This window comes from Streptomyces sp. NPDC001393 (assembly GCF_053597455.1).
The window spans coordinates 1-1,704 of the sequence record NZ_JBSFIH010000150.1 but is presented as its reverse complement, the minus strand read 5'-3'; the positions used below and the strand labels follow the sequence as shown (position 1 = coordinate 1,704).

Here is a 1,704-nt window from a genome sequence, read left to right as displayed (position 1 = left end):
ACGAAGGACGCCTCCGCACCGATCGCCAGGGAGACGGGGTTGAAGGGGGCGTCGAGGGAGCCCATGGGGGTGGATTTGGTGATCTTGCCGAGTTCGGAGGTCGGGGAGTACTGGCCCTTGGTCAGGCCGTAGATCCGGTTGTTGAACAGCAGGATCTTGAGGTTGACGTTGCGGCGCAGGGCGTGGATGAGGTGGTTGCCGCCGATGGACAACGCGTCGCCGTCGCCGGTGACCACCCACACGCTCAGGTCCCGGCGGCTGGTGGCCAGGCCGGTGGCGATGGCGGGGGCGCGGCCGTGGATGGAGTGCATCCCGTAGGTGTTCATGTAGTACGGGAAGCGGGAGGAGCAGCCGATGCCGGAGACGAAGACGATGTTCTCCTTCGCCAGGCCGAGTTCGGGCATGAAGCCCTGCACGGCGGCGAGGATGGCGTAGTCACCGCAGCCGGGGCACCAGCGCACTTCCTGGTCGGATTTGAAGTCCTTCATCGACTGCTTGGCCTCGGCCTTGGGGACCAGGTGCAGCAGCGCGTTGCCGGCGTCAGTCATCGATGGCCTCCTTCAAAGCCCTGGCGAGCTGTTCCGCCTTGAACGGCATGCCGTTGACCTGGTTGTGGGAGCGGGCGTCGACCAGGTACTTCGCCCGGATCAGGGTGGCGAGCTGCCCGAGGTTCATCTCGGGGATCACCACCTTGTCGTACCCCTTGAGGACACGGCCGAGGTTGCGGGGGAAGGGGTTGAGGTGACGCAGGTGGGCCTGGGCGATCACCTCGCCCGCGCCGCGCAGTCTGCGGACCGCCGCGGTGATCGGCCCGTAGGTGGAGCCCCAGCCCAGCACCAGGGTGCTCGCGCCGTGCGGGTCGTCGACCTCGACGTCGGGGACGGTGATGTTGTCGATCTTGGCCTGGCGGGTGCGGACCATGAAGTCGTGGTTGGCCGGGTCGTAGGAGATGTTCCCGGTGCCGTCCTGCTTCTCGATACCGCCGATGCGGTGCTCCAGCCCCGGCGTGCCCGGGATCGCCCACGGCCGGGCCAGCGTCTTCGCATCCCGCTTGTAGGGCCAGAACACCTCACTGCCATCGGCCAGCGTGTGGTTCGGGCCGGAAGCGAACTGCACCCGCAGATCGGGGAGCTCCTCCAGGTCCGGGATCCGCCACGGCTCGGAGCCGTTGGCCAGATAACCGTCGGAGAGCAGCATCACCGGGGTGCGGTAGACCAGCGCGATCCTGGCCGCCTCCAGCGCGGCCTCGAAGCAGTCCGCCGGGGTGCGCGGTGCCACGATCGGCACCGGGGCCTCGCCGTTGCGGCCGAACATGGCCTGCAGCAGGTCCGCCTGCTCGGTCTTGGTCGGCAGCCCCGTCGACGGCCCGCCCCGCTGGATGTCCACCACCAGCAGCGGCAACTCCAGACTCACCGCCAGCCCGATCGTCTCGCTCTTGAGGGCCACGCCGGGACCGGAGGTGGTCGTCACCGCCAGCGAGCCGCCGAACGCCGCACCCAGCGCCGCCCCGATCCCGGCGATCTCGTCCTCCGCCTGGAAGGTCCGCACACCGAAGTTCTTGTGCCGGCTCAGCTCGTGCAGGATGTCCGAGGCCGGCGTGATCGGATACGAGCCCAGGAACAGCGGCAGGTCCGCCTGCTGCGCCGCCGTGATCAGACCGTAGGCCAGGGCGAGGTTGCCGGAGATGTTGCGGTAGAGGCCGGC

General features: G+C 68.7%; 1 protein-coding gene and 1 pseudogene. Both read right to left on the bottom strand.

Features of this window, described 5'->3' with window-relative positions; translation table 11 throughout:
* Nucleotides 1-548, bottom strand: a 548-nt coding sequence (locus ACWC2T_RS45975; RefSeq protein WP_450676237.1) for a 2-oxoacid:ferredoxin oxidoreductase subunit beta, incomplete at its 3' end; no start/stop codon positions are given.
* A pseudogene (locus tag ACWC2T_RS45970) lies at nt 541-1,704 on the bottom strand (2-oxoacid:acceptor oxidoreductase subunit alpha); the annotation flags it as partial. The pseudogene ACWC2T_RS45970 and the gene ACWC2T_RS45975, both read right to left, overlap by 8 nt.